This is a genomic window from Arsenicibacter sp. R0_47 (assembly GCF_057652235.1).
This window is the reverse complement of the sequence record NZ_JBYFCJ010000006.1, coordinates 98,489-118,845: the sequence shown is the minus strand read 5'-3', so window position 1 is coordinate 118,845 and position 20,357 is coordinate 98,489. Positions and strand designations below refer to the sequence as shown.

Genomic DNA, 20,357 nt, shown 5'->3' with positions numbered 1-20,357 from the left:
GTTATCTCAAGTAATATTGACGCACGAGCTGCATGGCTTCCCGGCCGTCCTGTGCACAAACCGAACAAAAAGTGCCGATGCCGTTAACGGGGCCTTCATACTCCCAGGTAAATAGTTTAGGCAGCCGGTTTTTGTCGGCGGTTACGTTCAGGCTACTCCCGTTCGGGATCAGGTAAAGCTGGCTACCGTTCGGAAACCGCACGGTAAAGGCAGGCATTCCTTTCACGATATCCTTGCCGAGAAACGCCAGACGGACCTCTTTGCGGTCTTTTCCGTAAGCGTAGGAAATGTCGGCCCGCTGCCCGTTCCGGACCCAGAGACTAATGTGTTCGTACTGATCCGTACCGGCTTTGTTGTAATAATAATTCGCAACTTTGGTTTGCGCTACGCTCTGTACCGCCAGCAGGCAGCCGGCGGCGAACAGCCATTTTCTGATCGGGTTCATATCTGTCGGGGATATTGTGTGGTACATGCTTTGACGCAATAGACAGGGCGGCGACAGAAAATGTTTCAGAAAACGAGCAAATAAACTCCTTCACTGCGCTCTGTAAACCCTGAAGATATGGACGCGGTTACCGGCATAGTCCGTCTCTTTGTCGATGGTCATGCCGTTGCGGAGGGCCACCTGTGCGGAGGCCTCGTTGGTGAGGCTGATGATCGAAATCAGGGAGTTGGCCAGTTGCCGGCCGAAGGCAAACTGTTTACAGGCCCGGGCCGCTTCGGAGGCAAATCCGCGGTGCCAGAAGGCGGGCAGGAGCGAGTAGCCGATTTCAAGCTCCTTTTGCCCGTCGACGGTCTGCACCAGCAATCCGCAATGGCCGATAAGGTTGCCGGTTTGCCGGTCAATAAGTGCATTCATGCCGCCAAGCTGGTTAGCATAGCGGTAAAACTGTTTGTCGTACCACTTCCGGCATTCGGTCTCCGGACTCTCCGGTGCTGCGATCCAGTGCGCATGTGTTGCCGGATCCTGAAAGAACGGCAGCCACTGGTCAAAGTCCTCGCGCCGGACCGCACGAAAGCGTATCCGTTCCGTCTCGTGTCCGTCAAGGAGGTAGGGATTATTCATGATCATCAAAAAAAAGTCCCGTCATGACGGAGCACAACGGGACCTGATACTATTGCATGAGCGAAAAGATTAGTTGATCTTCAGGACCGCCATAAAAGCTTCCTGCGGGATCTCTACGTTACCGACCTGACGCATCCGCTTCTTACCCTTCTTCTGTTTCTCGAGGAGTTTACGCTTCCGGCTGATATCACCACCGTAACACTTCGCCAGTACGTCTTTCCGCAGGGCTTTTACCGTTTCGCGGGCGATGATTTTCTGACCGATGGCGGCCTGAATCGCAATTTCGAACTGCTGACGAGGTAGCAACTCGCGGAGTTTCTCACAGAGCTTCTTGCCCCATTCATACGATTTCGACCGGTGAACGATGGCCGACAGGGCATCCACCTTGTCGCCGTTCAGCATGATGTCGAGCTTCACCATGTCTGATTCCTGATTTCCGGTAAATTCGTAATCAAGCGAGGCATAGCCGCGTGAAATGGTTTTGAGCTTATCGAAGAAGTCAAAAACAACTTCTGCCAGCGGCATTTCAAACTGGAGTTCAACGCGGTCGGCGGTCAGGTATACCTGATTTTTCAGAATGCTTCGTTTCTCCATGCACAGACCCATGATTGCACCGACATACTCGGCCTTCGAAATGATCTGGGCTTTGATAAACGGCTCTTCGATGAAGTCAATATTGTTCGGTTCCGGCATTTCGGCAGGGGCCGATACCACCAGATTTTCTCCTTTGGTGGTCAGTACCTCAAACCGCACCGATGGCACCGTCGTGATGACCGTCATGTCGAACTCGCGTTCCAGACGCTCCTGCACAATCTCCATATGGAGCATGCCAAGGAAGCCGCACCGGAACCCGAAACCAAGCGCTGCCGATGTCTCCGGTTCCCAGACCAGGGCTGCATCGTTGAGCTGGAGTTTTTCCATCGCTTCGCGCAGGTCTTCAAACTCGCTGGTTTCCACCGGATAGATACCGGCAAAGACCATTGGTTTAACCTCTTCGAAACCCTGAATAGCACTGCTGGCCGGCGCTTCAATGTGGGTAATGGTATCACCCACTTTTACTTCGCGGGCCACTTTAATGCCCGAAATCAGGTAGCCTACATCACCGCACTCAATTACGTCTTTCGGCTCTTTCTCCAGGCGCAGCGTTCCGATTTCGTCGGCAAAGTATTCCTTGCCGGTCGCCATGAACTTTACCTTATCGCCTTTGCGGATGCTGCCGTTTTTCACCCGGAAGATAACCTCAATACCACGGTACGAGTTAAACACCGAGTCAAAAATCAGGGCCTGTAATTCGCCCTGCGGGTTGCCGGTCGGAGCCGGAATCCGCTCAATGATTGCGTTCAGAATTTCTTCGATGCCGATCCCTTCCTTACCGCTGGCCGGAATAATGTCGTCGCGTTCGCAGCCGAGCAGGTCTTCCATTTCGTCCTTAATTTCTTCAGGACGTGCCCCCGGCAGGTCGATTTTGTTCAGTACAGGGATGATAATCAGATTGTTATTCATCGCCAGGTACAGGTTGGAAATCGTTTGGGCTTCGGTTCCCTGCGACGCATCGACCAGCAGCAGCGCACCTTCGCAGGCCGCAATCGAGCGCGAAACTTCATACGAGAAGTCAACGTGGCCCGGCGTATCGATTAAGTTCAGGGTATATGTTTCGCCTTTGTAGACATAGTTCATCTGGATGGCGTGGCTCTTGATAGTGATGCCCCGTTCCCGTTCCAGGTCCATATCGTCCAGCAACTGAGCCTGCATGTCGCGGTGGGAAACCGTCTTGGTAAATTCCAGAAGGCGGTCGGCCAGCGTACTTTTGCCGTGGTCAATATGGGCGATAATGCAAAAATTTCGGATGTGTTTCACGCTGTGTTAACGTAGATTCAACAGTTATGATTTTACAAAAATAGCTCTTTTTCACGGCGATGCCAACTGCATCATGATTCCGCAGAGATAACCCATGTACGTACCGACCGCATAGCCCATAATCGCCATCAGCACGCCGACGGGCGCAAGGGCCGGATGAAAGGCCGCGGCGATGATCGGCGCGGTGGCCGGACCACCGATACAGGCCTGACTGCCGACGGCCAGAAAGAAGAACGGCGCCCGCAGCAACCGGCTGACCAGCACCATAATCAGGACGTGAAACGCCATCCACACGAGCCCGACAACGATCAGTCCCGGCTGGTCGGCAATGGCCAGAATATTGGCTTTCAGGCCGATGGTGGCAATCATGATGTACAGAAACACACTGGCCAGTTTAGAGGCGCCGGCGCCTTCGTAGCGCCGGGCACGGGTAAACGACAGGCCGATGCCGATGGCCGTTGCCAGGCCCACAATCCAGAAAAACGGCGCATTCAGGCTGAACTGCTTCAGTGTCGGGTAGTTGGCGTCGATGTAGGGCGCTATCAGGTCGGCGGCGGCATGGGCGATGCCCGTCGCACCGAAGCCAATAGCCAGCATCACGATCAGATCGGTAAACGACGGAATCCGTTTAATGGCTTCGGCCTGATGCTCGACTTTTTGCTTTACCTCCTCAACTGCTGAGGCGTCGGCCCGCAGCCAGCGGTCAATGCGTTTCGAGTTGGCCGCGCCGTAGAGCAGCGCCGCCAGCCACAGGTTCGACACAAAAATATCGACCGTTACGAGGGCTGAGAAAAGCCGGTCGCTGGGCTGAAACACCTCTTTCAGGGCCGTCTGGTTTGCGCCGCCGCCAATCCACGTTCCGGCGATCGTTGCCAGGCCGCGCCAGACTTCATCGGGGCCTTCGCCGCCCACCAGCTGCGGGGCAAGGTGCGCCAGCAGCCAGACCGCCAGCGGACCGCCCAGCATGATGCTGATCGCCGAAGCCGCAAACATCAGCACCGAAGCGCGCCCCAGCCGGCGGAAGGCGTTAAAATCAACACTGAGGGTGAACAGTACGAGACTGGCCGGCAGCAGATAACGCGACACAATCGGATAGAGGGCCGTGGTATCGCCGTTGACCAGACCGGTGGTGTTGAGCAGGGAAGGGATAAAGTAACACAGTAAGGTGGCCGGTACATACTCGTAAAAGCGTTTCCAGAAGGGTCGTTGGCTATCGGCACTGATAAACACCAGGGCCAGAATTGCCAGAAGAATGCCGAGTACTACGGCGTCGTTTGTAATCATCATGTTGTCTGTTGCGTGTGTATTCGGTTGACGGGAAAGGGCGTTTACTCCGTAAAAATAGAGAATGCAAAGGATTTCCCGGCCCCATGCGCAACACAAAAGACAACTATAGCGTATTAGAAGACAGAACCAAACCAGCCCCGCATGAACGGAACTACTACGGACATACATTTTCTAATCTGAATTAAACCGTTCGTTTACAGAGACTCATGCGCTTAGCTACTATCCCGGCTTTTGTCAAGGCTGCTTTTCTCCCGTTGCTTATTATTGGCTGTCAGGCTGATCGCGAGGTTGAACCCTCGGCCGATTGTCTGGTTACGTCGTCGTCGTTGTCCGGTCAGGCCATTGCCGGTGAATACATTGTTACCGTGCAGACGCCTGATACCAGTCAGGCAGGCGGGCGGCAGGTAGCGGCGATGACGAAGCTGCTGACTAAATACGCCATTAACACGAATGCCAGTCTGCTGGCCAACAACACCACGCAGACAACCTATCTGGCCACCATGACCGCTGACGAATCTACTTTGCTGAAACAGGATCCGGCCGTGACGCTGGTTGAGCCCGACCGCATTATGTCGGTTTGCAGCTGTGTGGATCTGACGCTGGCATCGACCCTGACCTGGAATGTGGAGCAGACCGGCTATGGCCGTGGTGACCGGCAGACGGGTAAAACGGTCTGGGTCATTGATTCGGGTATTGACCTCGACCACCCTGATCTGAATGTAGATACCGACCGCAGCCGGTCCTTTGTTTCGGGCAGCACCACGGCCAACGACGACAACGGACATGGTACCCATGTGGCCGGTATTATCGGGGCGCTCAATAACAATGTCGGGGTGACGGGCATAGCGTCGGGGGCCACGCTGGTGGCGCTGAAGGTACTGAATCAGCTGGGCGAAGGGCGGCTGTCGGGGATTATTCAGGCCGTAAACTATGTGTCGCAGAACGGCCTGGCCGGCGATGTAGTGAATCTGAGTCTCGGCGGCGAAACGACCTCAACTACACTGGATAATGCTATCCGGACGGCGGCCAACAGGGGGATTCTGTTTGCGATTGCGGCCGGTAACGAAAGTACGTCGGTTGAGGATCAGTCGCCGGCGCGGGTGAATCACGCCAATGTGTTTACGGTCTCGGCGGTGGATGCCAACGGCAAATTCGCGTCGTTTTCCAACTATGGGGCGTCAGTCGATGTGGCGGCCTATGGCGTCCGGATTTACTCAACCTATAAAAACGGAGCCTATACAACCTTGTCGGGCACCTCAATGGCGGCTCCGCACGTGGCCGGTCTGCTTTACATCCGTGGTGTGAACATACCGACTAAAGGGACTGCCACCGGTGATCCCGATGGCAGTCCTGATCCGATAGCGGGCGAATAACGGCTAAAAGGCATACCCGATTTTAAAACCGGCGGTTATATTGGGTACCGTTACCCGGCCGCTTTCGTAGGTACCTAACAAGCCGTTGTTTCTGAACGTCCAGGGGTAGCTATCGGGTGGGGCTTGTATGCGTTCCACATTCCGGACGCGAATGCCTAAACCGAAGTATAGATCAATGAGCAGGCGTTCGTCAGGATCAGGGCCAAACTTGTTCTGGAAGCCAAGTTTCAGATTGCCGCCGGAAACATATTTCGTGACAGGGGTGTCAATCTGCTGATAATACGCGCAGGGGCCGCTCTGACATTCCCGGCCAATGGTATAATTCTCCCGATTATTGATCTGTTTATAAAATGCTTCCAGAGCCCAGTAGCCACCCAAAGGCGTGCGGTATTGTCCGCGGCGTTTCCAGTAGGTACGTAACTCGGCACGGCTGCGCCAAACCTCGCGGTAACGGTAGTTTTCCTTATACGTAAACAGGCTGAAATTATGCCAGCCATAGCCAAATTCGGCCTGTACGGAGCTGCGTTTGCCGAAGATATATTCGACTCCGGGCTGCACGGTATTGTCTGGATCAACAATCGACAGCGGAGCCAGCTTAATGACCCATTGGTAGCGGCGTGAAGCCGTTGAGTCAATGTGCTGGGCATGTGTGTGAAAGGCCAGCATCAGGCAAATCCCCGATGCGGCTAACCGGTACAAGGATCGGATCATTCGATGGGGAGTTTGCTGAGTAAGGTAATTTCTTTCGGATTGGCGTAGCTGTACTGAAAGAGACCGTCCGGCCCCGTTACAATCAGTACTTTCTGATTCGGAATAACATCGTAGGTTCTGATTTCCTTAAACCAGGCGATTTCCTTCGCATTCAGCGGATCGGTAATGTCCAGTACCTTGAGCCCGTAATCGCCTTCCGAGACAAACAGCAGGTTGCCATCGACACCCAGTCCGTGCGGGTTCTGCATCGGATAGCTTTTCAGCAGTTTCGGGGCTGATGGGTTTGTAAAGTCGATTACATCCAGCACATTCGCCCCAACCGTCCCTCCATTACGGCAGGCGGTTCCGCTCCGGAGGGTAGAAAAGGCCAGATTACCCTGTGCTACTACCGGATCGCAGCTCATGATGTGCTGATAAAGAGCGAGTTTTTTAGGCGATGCCGGTTGGGTAATGTCAAAAATATAGACGCCGGTCTGCGTACCGATGAACAGGTTTTGGCCGTAGGGGAAAATCGTTTCCACACCGAACCCCAGTCCGATGTTGTTGCCTTTGACCGGGTTGGCACTGTTTGCAATGCTATAAAGTTGCAGACTGGTATTATTGACGGTGTAGAGCATGTCGCCGGCCACCGTAAACCGCGCCATGGAGCCGCCCACACCGGCCCCGGGAGAGATGGAGCCGTCTTTTGACGACTGGCAGGCCATTATCACTGCCAGCAGGCTAAATACGTAAAGAGATTTCATACGATTAATGGTGTTTAACGGAAGCATTTCGGGTCGACTAACTCTGCTTTTTCCCAACTAATGACAACACCTTTGGCAGGGTCGGCACACTCAAACGTGACATTTGTTTGTGGCGGATACGCTGAATACGGGAACGAATTTTCAATGCGTTTAGCGACGCGCACATTCCGGGGGTTGGCGATGTTTAATGCTACCAGATCAATGGCATTGTCGGCATACAGGATGCTGTCTTTCACGGCGATATCCCTGTTACCACGAATGGCAATAAACGAAATACGCACTGGTTTAGCCGGATCCGTATTGTCCACAACATGAATGCCTTTATCGATTTCGTTAATGAACAGGAACTTGTCCTTAATGTAGATTTTGCCCGGGGATTTCAGCGGCTGGGGCGAGAGGGTCTGGATTTGCCGGACTTCCGCATAGGACGCATAGACAGGCCGGTAGCCGGTTTTGGCCGAAAGCCGGTCGTCGGCATAGTCGTAATAGCAGCCTGTCAGGGCGAGAAGGCCCGCCAGCAGCCAGTGGTGTCTGTGTGGAACGTGTTTTTGCATAAGCGTTTATGTTTCTGTTCCGGATGCCGGAACGGGGTAAATGGTTGGAATGAAAGATGAAAATAATAGTGCGGTATTTATAAAGCAACCCCGATTTTGAGCCCGCACGAAAGACCGGGCAGCCAGCCTTCCAGGTTGGGGATAAACCGCGTATACCGCAGCGCTTCCGGCACGCGGCCGTTAGCCAGCAATACCGAGGGCCCTTCTGTCTGATCAATCGTAATGTAACGGCGGCCGGCTCCGGCATAGGCATCCAGAAAGACGCGCGATAAAAACGACGTTTTTTGGTGACTCAGCGCCAGTTGCAGCCCGATTTTAAGGTAGCCTGCCTGAGTAATGCGGTTAATTTTCTGCGAGTAATCCAGGGAGGTGATGAGGCCGCCGCTTGCCGCACTGGTGTTTTTTACAATTCCTGCATTTTTATAGTAATACTCTGCGGCCACATAAACGCCGTTAAGCCGCCGTTTGGGTTTAAAAAACTTTTGTAAAAGCGGTATCGGCAGGTAATACCGTAGCTCACCGCGATAGCGCCATGAGGGCTGATAACTCCAGCCATCGCGCAGGTAATCCGCACCGAACAGGTTCAGGTCCGGAAACGGACCGGCCCAGTTGGCGGGCCCATAGGCAATTTCTCCCTGCACCGATACCGACGGAATGGTACGGAGTTCAATACCGGCCTGCCAGGCGGGGTCAATGTCAACCAGGGTGAGCGGGGCGAGCTTGAGTACGGCATAGGTAGGGCGGAGCCGGACCGGCTTCGGAGCAGGCGGAAGCGTATCGGTGTCCGGTTGTCCGTAAACCCCGTTAACATGCATCAGGAGCACCAGCAGCCCGACGAAAAACGTATACCTGAAACGCATAAAAAAGTAAGGGCTGACTGTATGTAAAGATGGATAGAAACGTGACAAACAGGGCTATCTATAGGTAATTAGCAAAAAAGTTATCTAAAGTGGGCCCGCGTTTGCCGTACAACAAAAATAAGCATAGTACGCAAATCACAAAGAACTATAACTTTGTCCATTCTCATTCTTGAACCTCTTGCATGGACACTACGACAAAACCAACACATGCCAAACCAAGCCCGGCGGAGACCCTTGCGCATAAAAACGAAGAAGCGTTACTGGGCGGCGGGCAGAAACGGATTGATGCACAACATAAAAAAGGCAAACTGACCGCCCGCGAACGCATCGCCCTGCTGGTCGATGAAGGCTCGTTTGAGGAGATCGGGAAGTTTGTCATGCACCGCACCAAAGACTTTGGATTAGACAAGGAATACTACCTCGGCGATGGCGTCGTAACGGGCTATGGCACCGTTGACGGGCGGCTGGTGTACGTCTTTGCGCAGGATTTCACGGTTTTCGGCGGGGCACTGTCGGAAACCCACGCCGAAAAAATCTGCAAAATCATGGACCTCGCCATGAAAAACGGAGCACCGGTGATCGGCCTGAACGATTCCGGCGGGGCGCGGATTCAGGAAGGCGTTCTGTCGCTGGCGGGGTATGCCGATATTTTTTACCGCAATACGCTGGCGTCCGGCGTTATTCCGCAGATTTCGGCCATTATGGGACCATGTGCCGGTGGAGCCGTTTACAGCCCGGCCATCACTGACTTTATCTTCATGGTCGAAAATACTTCGTACATGTTCGTGACCGGCCCTAACGTGGTCAAAACGGTGACGCATGAAGAGGTAACATCGGAGGAACTGGGCGGGGCCAGTACACACAGCACCAAATCGGGTGTGACGCATTTTGCCTGCGAAAACGAACTGGCCTGTATTCAGCACATCAAGAAGCTGCTTAGTTATGTACCGCAGAACTGTGAGGATGAGGTACCGCTGCTGCCGTATGAGCCGCAGGACGAAAGCCGCCCGGCCCTGGACAGCATCATTCCCGACAACCCGAATCAGCCGTACGACATGCGCGATGTGATCGATGCGCTGGTGGATGCCGGTAGCTTTTTTGAGGTCCATAAAAACTTTGCCGAAAACATTGTCGTGGGTTTTGCCCGCATTGCCGGCCGGAGCGTTGGCGTGATCGGTAACCAGCCTGCGGTCTTGGCGGGCGTACTTGATATTAACGCCAGTACGAAAGCCGCCCGCTTTGTGCGGTTCTGCGATTCGTTTAATGTGCCGCTGCTGGTACTCGAAGACGTTCCCGGTTTCCTGCCCGGCACGGATCAGGAATGGAACGGTATCATTACCAACGGTGCGAAACTGCTGTATGCGTTCTGCGAGGCCACGGTGCCGCGCGTCACGGTCATCACGCGCAAAGCCTATGGTGGCGCCTACGATGTGATGAACTCGAAGCACATCGGGGCAGACATGAACTATGCCTGGCCGGGTGCTGAGATTGCGGTAATGGGAGCAAGCGGGGCCGCTGAGATTATATTTAAGCGGGAAATTGCGGAAGCGGAAGACCCGCAGGCAAAACTGCAGGAAAAGGTACAGGAGTATACCGAAAAATTTGCTAATCCGTACCGGGCAGCGCATCGCGGCTACATTGATGAGGTAATTTACCCGAACGAAACACGGCAGAAACTGATCAAGGCGTTTAAAATGCTGGAAAATAAGGTGGCGACACTGCCGCGTAAAAAACACGGAAATATCCCGCTGTAAACTAAACGACGCCTTCTGGTATAAACGGAAAAAGCCCGCTCAGCTGAGCGGGCTTTTTCCGTTTATACGTCTGATCCGGTTATGGTCTGACGACTTTCTTAATTGAAATCGGTACGCAGATAGCCGGTGGACACACACAGTCGGCGTTGAGCGTAACGGTCCGGTCGGCGTAGCAGCCCAGCTGATCGTACACCCGCACGGTGTAGGTCTTCGGTGCTGTCAGCGTGGTGGCAATCACCCCGTTGGCCGGTACCGGCTGTGTTGCCGGGTTGGTGGCCGTGAAGCTGCTGCCTTCGCTGATGGCGTAGCGGTAGCCGCTCAGGTCATTACCCAGTCCGCTTACCGTCAGCACACCGTTGTTCTGCGGCGTCGTCCCTACACAGCTTGGGTTGGTGCCTGTCACGGTGAAGGTAGCCGGAATGGCGACTTCTTCGATGATAACCGGACAGCAGCTGCCGTCAGGGCAGGTACCGGCTCCGTTGTCAACCACCACCTTATACTCACCGGCGGCGGTAGCGGTGTAGCTGTTGGTCGTGGTTTCGGCGATGAGCTGCGTGCCGTTGTACCACTGGTAGCGGCTGTAACCAGCCGGCGCAGTGACCAGAATCGCATAGCCCGATCCCTGACAGACGCGGTAGGCCACGCTGACGCAGGTTGTTGTGGTATCGCCCGGAATCCGTGCCGTATTGTAATGCACGCCTTCGGCCAGAATGCTGGCTGAGAGCACCAGCGTGGCGGTCTGACCGGCGGCCAGTGAGGCAATGCTCCAGCTGCTGACCGGTGAGCCGGCGGCGTAGGTGCCGAGGCTGACAGAGGCCGAGTTAGGTACATAAGCCAGTCCTGCCGAGAGGAGGTCTTCGACGACCACGTTGGTGGCCGGTGCATTACCGGTGTTGCTCAGGGTGACGGTATAGCTGATGACTTCGCCCAGGTTCGCGCGGTTCCTGCTGACCACCTTAGTCAGATTTAGACCCGGCTCCAGCGGGATGACAGTTACTGTTACCGACTTAGTATCCAGACAGGTTGGTGTCAGGGCACAGGTAACAGAGTAGGTACTGGTCATCAGGTTAGCGGTTGTCGTCAGTTCATTTCCGGTTACGCCGGTGAGGCTCCATGTCAGCTGACCGATGTCACAGCCCAGGGCGGTGATGCTCAGGGGGTCGCCTTCGGTAACAGTGAGGCTGCTGACGGAAAGTGTCAGGCTCGGGGCCGGAACGACGGTAACCTGCGCAACAAGCTCAGTAACGTCGGTGCCGTTGGTACAGGCGACGGTATATGAGGTCGTCTGAGCCGGATTGACGACGATGCTGGTTGTCGTCTGGCCATTGACGCCAGCGCCTGTCCAGTTAAGCGTACCCTGACAGCCGACGGTCGTAAGGGTAGCAGATTGCCCCTGACAGGTAATGGCATCACCGACGGTAAAGTCATTCGGATTGAGATTACCGATGGTAAGTTTAGCCGACGAGGTACAGCCCAGCGGTGAGGTACAGGTCACGCTGTAGGTCGCGTTCAGATCGGATGGGACAACGATGAACGAGGCGCCCATTTCTCCGGTCGACCAGTGCGTAGTCCCTGAACAGCCGCGAACAGATACGGTTACCGACTGTCCGTCGGTGATTACGGTACGGCTGATGGTCAGGCTGGCCGGTGTTTCAACGAACGCGGTAGCGACCACGCTGCTGACCGAGCCGGTCGGTGTCGAGCAGGTAGCGGTATAGCTGGTAGTAGCGGTCAGGCTGGCGATGGCCAGCGTGGCACCGGTGGTGCCGTTAGACCAGGCAATGGTACCGTTGTTACAGCCCAGCGCAACCAATGTTGCCGATGAGCCCACACAAACGGTTGTTGACGTAGCGATCAGATCTGCCGGTGGCGTCGTATTAATGAGAATACTGGCCGTCGTGAAGCAGCCCGGACCCGTCGTACAGGTCGCTGAATAGGTCTGCGAGCTGTTCATTGGCATCACGGTAATGGTGTTACCGGCGCCTCCTGTGCTCCAGGCAACGTTACCGGCGCATCCCGTAGCAGACAGGCTGACCGGCGAACCGGCCGTCACGAATGTACTGCTGGCCTGAAGGCTAACGGCCGGTTTCGGATAGACCGTAACGGTACCGACCGCCGTTGCTGTCGAACCGGCTGGTGTTGAACATCTCGCGGTATAGCTGGTCGTTGCGGTTAAACTGCCGGTAGCCAGTGTGGCACCGGTTGTGCCGTTAGACCAGGCGATGGTACCGCTGCTGCATCCGGTAGCTACCAGCGTAGCCGATGAACCATAACAAATAGCCGTTGACGAAGCCGTTACGCTGGCCGGTGGCAGGGTATTGATAATGATACTGGCCGTCGTGAAGCAACCCGGACCCGTGGTACAGGTGGCTGAGTAGGTCTGTGTACTGTTGGCCGGTGTAACGGAGATGACTGAAGTCGTCTGCGCTGTACTCCAGCGGATCGTACCTACACAACCGGTTGCGGTGATACTCACCGGCGTACTGGTTGTTACCAGTGTTCTGCTGGCTTGTAGCGACAACACCGGTTTCGGATTCACCGTTACCGTGCCTACTGCCGAGGTTACTGAACCGGTCGGTGTCGAGCAGGTGGCGGTATAGCTGGTGGTGGCCGTCAGGCTGGCGATGGCCAGTGTAGCACCCGTTGTTCCGTTGCTCCATGAAATTGTCCCGTTGGCGCAGCCCGAAGCCGTCAGCGTGGCCGACGAGCCGTAGCAGATGGTAGCCGATGAGACCGTTATGCCAGCCGCTGGCAGCGTATTAATAGTAATGGTTGCCGTCGTGAAGCAGCCCGGACCCGTCGTACAGGTCGCGGAATACGTCTGCGAAGCATTCATCGGTGTCACGGAAATGACAGCGCTGGTCTGTGCCGTACTCCAGTTCAGGTTACCCACACAACCAATGGCGGTGATGCTTACCGGTGTGCCGGCCGTAACGAAAGTTGAGCTGGCTTGCAGCGTAACAACCGGTTTCGGATTCACCGTTACCGTGCCTACTGCCGAGGTTACTGAACCGGTCGGCGTCGAGCAGGTGGCGGTATAGCTGGTGGTGGCCGTCAGGCTGGCGATAGCCAGTGTAGCACCGGTTGTTCCGTTGCTCCATGAAATTGTACCGTTGGCACATCCCGAAGCCGTCAGCGTGGCCGACGAACCGTAGCAGATCGTCGCCGAGGAGACCACGATACCGGCCGGTGGCGTCGTATTGATGGTAATGGTTGCCGTCGTGAAGCAGCCCGGCCCTGTGGTACAGGTCGCGGAATAGGTCTGCGTACTATTCATCGGCGTGACCGATATCGTCGTACCGGAACCGCCTGTACTCCACGCGACGCTGCCTGCGCAACCGTTAGCGGATAAGCTTACCGGCGTGCCGGCCGTAACAAAGGTTGAGCTGGCGCTGATACTTAATACCGGCTTCGGATTCACCGTTACGGTCCCGACGGCTCTGGCTGTCGAACCGGTCGGCGTCGAGCAGGTGGCGGTGTAGCTGGTAGTCGCCGTCAGGCTGGCGATGGCCAGTGTGGCGCCGGTTGTTCCGTTGCTCCATGAAATTGTACCGTTGGCACATCCCGAAGCTGTTAGTGTGGCCGACGAACCATAGCAGATCGTCGTCGAAGAAGCGGTAATGCTGGCCGGTGGCAGGGTGTTCACGGTGATCGAGGCCGTGGTGAAGCAGTTCACACCCGTGGTACAGGTCGCCGAATAGGTCTGCGTACTGTTGGCAGGCGTCACCGAAATGACCGGTGTTGTCTGCGTTGTGCTCCAGCGGATCGTTCCGACACAGCCGATTGCCGAGAGGCTGACCGGTGTATTGACCGTCACGAACGTTGCACTGGCGTTGATACTCAGCACCGCTTGCGGATTGACGGTAACCGTACCTACCGCGAATGTTGTTTGGGTAACGGTGGTACAGGTCGCCGTATAATTCGTGGTCTGTGTCAGGGTAGGCGTTACCAGGCTGGTGCCCGTTGTCCCGTTTGACCAGCTGACCGTACCGTTACATCCCGATGCCGTCAGCGTGGCGCTGCTGCCGTAACACACCGTTGCCGATGACACGACAATGGCAGCTGCTACCGTACAGGAAGCCGGAGCCAGATACGTCAGCGAGGTCGATCCGCAGGCGGTGCCCGAGGAGACAATGGAAACCGTATGGGTAATGCCGTTGCTGGTCAGTCCGGTAACCAAGAAGGCGACCGACGGCTGTCCGGCGGTGACGCTGACCACCGAGGAGCGGGTACCGTCGGTGATGGTGAAGCTACCGGCCGGTGTATTGGTCAGCGAAATTGTCCCCGAGATTGAATACTGGTTATTGACCGGATTACACGCGCCCGGCGTGGCCGAGGCGCTCAGCGCACACGCACAGTTTGTGCGGGGCAGGAGGGTCGTCACAACGGTAGAACAGCATGGCCCGTTGTAGATGATGATGCTGTAGGATGTACCGGTGGTCGCCGTCGGGTTGGCCAGACCGGAGAACGAGGCCACACCGCCGGTGATGGTCACGTTGGTGGTCGCCGTATAGGATGGCACGGTACCGCCAAAGGCCACAATAGCAGCCTTGTCGGCATTGATGATGCCGCTTACGGTGATGCGACCGTTGCTGTTGCCGGTGTTGTTGGTCAGGTTACAGGTCGCCTGCGTGATGCTGATGGCGCCTGAGGTAATGGTCTGACAGAAGAAGCCGACATCATATGTATGGTTTGACGTACCGATGGCACCTGTGGTCAGTGAAATGACCGGCGCGGTAATACCGGCTACGGTGGCTACGGCCGCATCGGAGTCGTTGAGGTCATTGAGGTTGCCGCCGGTAGCGTTGGCTGTTGTGAGCAGGTACTTGCCGTTAGCGACCGTCAGTGTGCCGCTAGTGTACTGACTGTTGGTGCCAAATACCAGCTGGTAGGCGGTGTTGGCGAATAAAGCAGTTTGTGAACCGGCAAAGGTGACACTCGACGGGTTGGCGTAGTTCGGGAAATAATAATCACCGTTCGCATCGGTAGTTGTACGGGCGACGAGGGTACCGCTGCGGTAAAGCGAGACCGATACACCGGCCAGTCCTTTTTCGCAGGCATCCTGCTCGCCGTCCTTGTCGTCGTCAAGCCAGACACGGTTCCCGATCTGGAGCAGTTCGATGGTGTTACAGCTCAGTTCAATATCCCCCAGACCGGTGGCTTTGGCAAAACTACCGGGGTTTTGGTTACCATCAGGACCACGGGTTATATATACAGCATATTGTGTAGTTGATAAGCCGGATGTATTGTTCAGATACCGGACACCGCCGGCGTACGGGTGGTAATCAGCCGGATCGACGGTTGTGACAACTACCTCGCCCGAACCTGGTTTCAAGGCCAGACCACCCATTACGTTTTCTGCATGATAGAATGGCGGGAACGGGCGGTCTGAAGCTGGTTCCTGAATCCAGTTGTCGTTATAGAACTCGCCGAAGCCGGGACCTTGTGAATTTCCTCGACCGGACCCGGTGTTCGGTCCTGCTTTCGCATTGTTTTCAAGCACAAACGTGCCATTTCTGCTGAAAGCCCGTAGAATGTCGCCCGCCTGTGAGTTTACTTCGTACAGCGTCGAGGTATTGGTCAGATCAATACCATAGTTAAGATCACCCCCCTGCAAACCGGTACGGTCACCAAACGCTAATACCATGGACCCGTCAACGTCAAATTCAATATCGGTGAAAATAGGTACCGGACGACGCAGGATCGTACTGTTGCTACCTCCGTCCTGCAAGTCGCTGAACACATCTGTCCATGGGAACCAGCCGGTATTATTGGGGTTGGCAAGCGCTGGATAGCCTTTTGGATACGTCAGCGGGAAATCAAAAATCTGGGTGAACGTGGTGCCGTTCAGCTCGTAAACTGATGCCCGCAGATTGGATTTATTCCCTGACGACTGCGCATCACAGACACCGCCGATGTACACTTTCCCGTTATTTACCTTGAGTGCCCATGGCCGGTACTGGCCACCGGTGCAACTAGCCGGAATGGTAAACGAGGCAACATTAGCGCTTGTCGGCGTGGTACCATTCTGGTTGTATTGGGTAATATCGATCGAATACAGTAGCTTATTCGACAGGTTAGTAAACCATAATTTGTTACCGTCATCCGAAATTTCCAGATCGCCTATACCGACTTTCCCGATAACGGAAAATGACTGGATATCGTGGTTCGGTGTCCCCACGCTCGCACCCATTCCCCGTGCCGTATTAGTGGCAATCGTTCCGACGCCGATACCAAGGGCCGTAACATTCAGGAAGCTGGTTGTGGTCGGTGCGGCGGGGTTTGAGTAATTGGTAACGTAGATGCCACCCAGACCCAGGGGCCCAAGGCCGGCATGCCGCTTAAGCATGGCACTCATAAAGAGCCGCTTGGTGTACTTATTATAAGCAACCCCCCAGATAGAACCGATCTGGCTGGCCGTTGCGATCGGCGTTTCGCCGGTAAATGCCGTTGTCGAAGCGACACCATATGGAATTGTTACCAGGGCATCCGCTGTGCCGGCATTTCCACCCGCCAACGGGTTTCCGTTAACGTAACAGGGGACAAACACAACCGGATTATTGGAACAGTAATCAATTGGGTTATTGATACCCAGATTGACATTACATCGCGGGGCTGCCACAAACTGGACGGATGTCCGGGAATCATTGCCGTTAACACCAAGATTGTAAATTGACGGCACATTACTGAACTCTACCCGTACCGGATATTTATTGGCGGGAATGTTTATCGAATAAAGACCGTAGTTATCGGTTGTGGCGTTATAAATCGTACCGTCGCAGGCAATGGCTTTTACCGCAACAGCGGGTATGCCCGCAGTTTCACCGGCTTGTTTGCTGCCATCATCATTGAAATCCTTGAAGACCATACCACCCAGGTTGTTGCTGGAACAAGCTGTTGGCAGGCAGGCAGCAGGGGTAGTGAATGAACCCGTCGCCGAACAACTGGTTTGATTGGAAAAACGGGCCGTCACCGTACCGGCACTGCTGTTGGCGTCCACCTCAAAGGCCACAACCTGAGGAGACACAATCGTTTGATTACCTGTCACGGTGTTCGTGTAGCCGGGAGGTTGGGCATAGGTAACGGTAATGGTACCTGGCAAAATCGTCTGGCTCTGGGTGCCGCTTGTCACAACGATATAACCGTTAGCCGGTGCATTCGACCAGGCCACCTCGACACTGACCGTTGATTTACTCACAAGCACACCGCTGGTGTTGGTAACCGCATAACAGCCGGAGGTAGTGATCTTACTGATCGCGACCGAGCATTGTGCCTGACTTTCTGCGGTTGATGCCAGCAGGAGTAAGCCAATCAACCAACTTAGGTGGATCAGTTTTGAAACATGAGTAGACTGTCTGTGTGTGAATGTTAACGTAAAACATCGTTCAAAGAAGCTGACTAAACTCCTTTGTAGGGGATCGTAGATTTTTTTCATGACCTCTTCCTTTGCTTGGGTTGAGAATAAGCAAGTGCACTACCTGAAAGGATGCAAAAAAGAAGCCACCAATCCAACTATATCTGGATTGTGATTTTTTTGAATAATTATGTATTTGTGTTGAGCTTAAGAGTTTATGTTTTGCTTTTTTTTGTTTTCCTTTTAATTTTTATAGTAACAATTTATATGACTATGTAATGTTTTGTATTGTTTAGCAAGATTTGTGCCAGAGTGATAAATGATTTCCTCTATTGAACGTAAGTTCAGGAAAGGTCTAAGACAAATGTAAACCAGGTCTATGTCGGAGAAACTAAGTACGACCGTTAACCGATTGTCCTGAATACTACCGTTCAAAACGCCTGATTTTACCGGCTGAATGGTCGAGTATGTACAACTCGCCGGTCGCGTCTTCACCAAAAGCCGAAACAGAACCACCATCACCGGAGATGAGCTCATGGCCGGTTTTCCGGTTAGTGTCGACGCTGAGCGCCCAGACCTTCCCGTTGCTGTAATCGCCGAAAATATACCTGCCCCGCAATGCAGGGATTCGGGAACCCCGATAGACAAAACCACCGGTTACTGATACGCCGTCGGTGCGGGGGTAGGTGTGGACCGGGTCCGTCAACTGACCGTTATCGCAATCATGGCGGGGATTGTAGCAGCGATTCCCTTCTTTAAGCCGCCATCCGTAATTCCCGCCTTTGGTAATGAGGTCGATTTCTTCAAATTCATTCTGGCCCACATCGCCGGCCCAGAGCTGCCCGGTCTGGCGGTCGAAGCTAAACCGCCACGGATTGCGGAGCCCGTAGGCGTATAGTTCCTCCCGGTAACCTTCCTGATTACCGGCATACGGATTGTCGGCCGGAATGCCGTAATGGCCTTTATCCGTTTTGTTGACATTCAGGCGGAGGATTTTACCCAGCAAGGAACTCCGGTTCTGGGCATAGTTGTGCTGGTCGCCCCAGGCACCGCCGTCGCCGGTGCTGATATACAGATAGCCGTCGGGGCCGAAGGCAAGTTTACCGCCGTTGTGGTTGTCATACGGTTGTGCAAAGCGCAGGAGGATGGTTTCGGTAGCCGGATCAATGCGGCCGGCGTCCGCTGTTTTTGCCTGAAAGCGGGCGATGATGGTTTCCAGCGGTTTCCGTTTGGTGTAATTGACATACAGGTACCCGTTGTGCGTAAAGTCAGGGTGGAAGGCCAGCCCCAGTAAGCCCATTTCTCCTCCGGAAGCTACCTTAGCGGTCAGGTCCAGATAAATACCGGCTGATTTCACGGCCGGATCATTCGCAAATACCCGGATGCGCCCCGGTTGTTCGATCACAAACAGCCGGTTGCTGCCGTCGCCGGCATGGGTGAACTCGACCGGCTGCTCAAACGTCAGATCCGGAAAGGCATCTTCCAGCCGGACGGCCTGTTCCGACGGACTGGACGTGCTGCTTTTTGAAGCCGACATAAGCATAGTCAACAGAATGCCGGACACCAGCAAAAACAGGGGAGATGTATTCCGTTTCATGAGCTTGCTGTTTGAGAGAAGGTACTAGCCTGAAAAGGAGCTACGCCAAAAATGCTACTAAAAACGGCGGTAAGGTTTGCGGATTTTCGTCTTTTAGGGTAAATAGACGAGCAAAGAAAAAACTCTTCCGTACATGAAAGCAAAATACATCCTGTTGGCGGTGTTATGTCTCCTGGCAGGTCAGCAGGCCTGGTCGCAGTCGGGCAAAAAAGGTAAGATGCTGAAAGCATTGATTATCGACGGGCAAAATAACCATACGCAGTGGCCCAAAATTACGTACATGATGAAGAAGTACCTGGAAGAAACCGGGAAATTCAGCGTGGACGTTAAGCGTACCTATTTCACCTGGAACGGCGATGATATTGATCAATACAAAATTGACGGAGTCCCGGCCACAAAGGCGTTGCCGAAAGCCCGCATGGATTCCAGCTTTCACCCTAAATTTTCGGACTATGATGTAGTCATCAGCAATTTTGGCTGGAATGCCGCGCCGTGGTCAGACGGAACGCAGGCTGATTTTGAGAAGTTTATCAAAGGCGGTGGTGGCCTGGTGGTCGTTCATGCTGCCGACAACTCGTTCCCGACCTGGCCGGCATACAACAAAATGATCGGGCTCGGTGGCTGGGGCGACCGCACCGAAAAAGACGGCCCTTACGTCTATTACAATCAGGAAGGTAAACTGATTCGCGACATGCAGCCAGGCAATGCTGGTTCGCATGGGGCGCAGAAGGAATTTCTGATTACGGTCCGGGAACCGAGTCACCCGATTACGAAGGGAATGCCGATGACCTGGATGCATACCAAAGACGAAATGTATGACCGCCTGCGGGGGCCTGCCGAAAAAATGACGGTGCTGGCCACGGCGTTTTCACCGAAAGACAACCGCGGTACGGATCGCAACGAACCGATGCTGATGACAATCGACTATGGCAAGGGCCGCATTTTTCACACGCCGCTGGGCCACGTTGATTATTCTGTAGAGTGCGTCGGCTTCATCACCTGTCTGCAACGCGGTGCACAATGGGCCGCCACCGGCAAAGTCGACATCCCGATCCCCGCCGACTTCCCGACCGAAAAAGCGTCTAGCTCAAGGGTGTTTAAATAGGTTCTGAATGGTTGCTGATGGTTCTGAATGGTTGCTGATGGTTCTGAATGGTTGCTGATGGTTCTGAATGGTTGCTGATGGTTCTGAATGGTTGCT

Annotated in this window: 13 protein-coding genes; 3 read left to right on the top strand and 10 right to left on the bottom strand. The window is 54.5% G+C overall.

The genetic code is table 11. The annotated features are described in order from the left end of the window. Position 1 precedes the first annotated feature (1 nt). The 4 genes from AC23NW_RS13505 to AC23NW_RS13490 all read right to left on the bottom strand — a co-directional run bounded on the left by AC23NW_RS13505 (position 2) and on the right by AC23NW_RS13490 (position 4,210). Entirely contained in the window at positions 2–445 is a 444-nt protein-coding gene (locus AC23NW_RS13505) for a hypothetical protein (protein ID WP_293842415.1), read from the bottom strand. A 90-nt stretch (positions 446–535) separates the two neighbouring features. Continuing rightward, positions 536–1,066 (bottom strand): GNAT family N-acetyltransferase, encoded by a 531-nt coding sequence (locus AC23NW_RS13500; RefSeq protein WP_487450138.1) that lies wholly within the window; start codon positions 1,064–1,066, stop codon positions 536–538. Positions 1,067–1,135: 69 nt separating this feature from the next. Further along, positions 1,136–2,923: a translation elongation factor 4 gene (gene lepA / locus AC23NW_RS13495; protein WP_487450137.1), complete on the bottom strand. Its 1,788-nt coding sequence runs from the start codon at positions 2,921–2,923 to the stop codon at positions 1,136–1,138. 51 nt (positions 2,924–2,974) lie between these two features. Then, a complete protein-coding gene (locus AC23NW_RS13490; RefSeq protein WP_487450136.1) occupies positions 2,975–4,210 on the bottom strand; it encodes a DUF819 family protein in 1,236 nt (411 codons plus the stop codon). Positions 4,211–4,416: 206 nt separating this feature from the next. On the opposite strand from AC23NW_RS13490, the gene AC23NW_RS13485 reads away from it, so the two are divergent. Next, a complete protein-coding gene (locus AC23NW_RS13485) occupies positions 4,417–5,583 on the top strand; it encodes a S8 family peptidase (RefSeq protein WP_487450135.1) in 1,167 nt (388 codons plus the stop codon). Positions 5,584–5,586: 3 nt separating this feature from the next. Here AC23NW_RS13485 and AC23NW_RS13480 read toward each other — a convergent pair whose 3' ends face one another. From AC23NW_RS13480 to AC23NW_RS13465, 4 genes are all read right to left on the bottom strand, one after another. Beyond that, positions 5,587–6,294, bottom strand: a complete 708-nt coding sequence (locus tag AC23NW_RS13480; RefSeq protein WP_487450134.1) for a hypothetical protein — start codon at positions 6,292–6,294, stop codon at positions 5,587–5,589. Continuing rightward, positions 6,291–7,037, bottom strand: coding sequence for an LVIVD repeat-containing protein (locus AC23NW_RS13475; protein WP_487450133.1), 747 nt, complete (start codon positions 7,035–7,037; stop codon positions 6,291–6,293). Before AC23NW_RS13475 ends, AC23NW_RS13480 begins: the two co-directional genes overlap by 4 nt. Positions 7,038–7,051: 14 nt before the next feature. Continuing rightward, positions 7,052–7,591: an LVIVD repeat-containing protein gene (locus tag AC23NW_RS13470; RefSeq protein ID WP_293842428.1), complete on the bottom strand. Its 540-nt coding sequence runs from the start codon at positions 7,589–7,591 to the stop codon at positions 7,052–7,054. Positions 7,592–7,668: 77 nt separating this feature from the next. Next, complete coding sequence (locus AC23NW_RS13465) at positions 7,669–8,451, bottom strand: hypothetical protein (protein WP_487450132.1); 783 nt, start codon at positions 8,449–8,451, stop codon at positions 7,669–7,671. A gap of 182 nt (positions 8,452–8,633) precedes the next feature. On the opposite strand from AC23NW_RS13465, the gene AC23NW_RS13460 reads away from it, so the two are divergent. After that, entirely contained in the window at positions 8,634–10,205 is a 1,572-nt protein-coding gene (locus AC23NW_RS13460) for an acyl-CoA carboxylase subunit beta (RefSeq protein ID WP_293842432.1), read from the top strand. Between the two features lie 79 nt (positions 10,206–10,284). On the opposite strand, the gene AC23NW_RS13455 is transcribed toward AC23NW_RS13460, so the two are convergent. Beyond that, complete coding sequence (locus AC23NW_RS13455) at positions 10,285–17,520, bottom strand: SdrD B-like domain-containing protein (RefSeq protein WP_487450130.1); 7,236 nt, start codon at positions 17,518–17,520, stop codon at positions 10,285–10,287. A 463-nt stretch (positions 17,521–17,983) separates the two neighbouring features. Continuing rightward, positions 17,984–19,156: a PQQ-dependent sugar dehydrogenase gene (locus AC23NW_RS13450; RefSeq protein WP_487450129.1), complete on the bottom strand. Its 1,173-nt coding sequence runs from the start codon at positions 19,154–19,156 to the stop codon at positions 17,984–17,986. A gap of 133 nt (positions 19,157–19,289) precedes the next feature. Here AC23NW_RS13450 and AC23NW_RS13445 point away from each other — a divergent pair, with 133 nt between their 5' ends. Next, on the top strand, positions 19,290–20,261 hold the full coding sequence (locus AC23NW_RS13445; protein ID WP_487450128.1) for a ThuA domain-containing protein: 972 nt from the start codon (positions 19,290–19,292) through the stop codon (positions 20,259–20,261). Positions 20,262–20,357: the final 96 nt, after the last annotated feature.